This window comes from Burkholderia sp. LMU1-1-1.1 (genome assembly GCF_040675865.1).
Taxonomy (GTDB): Bacteria; Pseudomonadota; Gammaproteobacteria; order Burkholderiales; family Burkholderiaceae_D; genus Rugamonas.
In genome coordinates, this window is the sequence record NZ_JBEGHG010000053.1 from 1 (window position 1) to 312 (window position 312).

Annotated in this window: 1 rRNA gene; it reads left to right on the forward strand. The window is 48.1% G+C overall.

Annotation, left to right across the window (positions count from 1 at the left end):
• Positions 1–17: 17 nt before the first annotated feature.
• Positions 18–312: ribosomal RNA gene (locus tag MRBLMU1_RS25520) — 23S ribosomal RNA — on the forward strand; the annotation flags it as partial.

Here is a 312-nt window from a genome sequence, read left to right on the forward strand (position 1 = left end):
AGGGGCTAACGTTATAGGGACAAGTGAATAAGTGCACATGGTGGATGCCTTGGCGATTACAGGCGATGAAGGACGTAGTAGCTTGCGATAAGCTGCGGGGAGCTAGCAAACAAGCTTTGATCCGCAGATTTCCGAATGGGGAAACCCGGCCTTTTAGGTCATTGCATACTGAATACATAGGTATGCAAAGCGAACGCGGCGAACTGAAACATCTAAGTAGCTGCAGGAAAATAAATCAACCGAGATTCCCAAAGTAGTGGCGAGCGAAATGGGAAGAGCCTGCACGTTTTAGCATGACGCATAACAGAATCC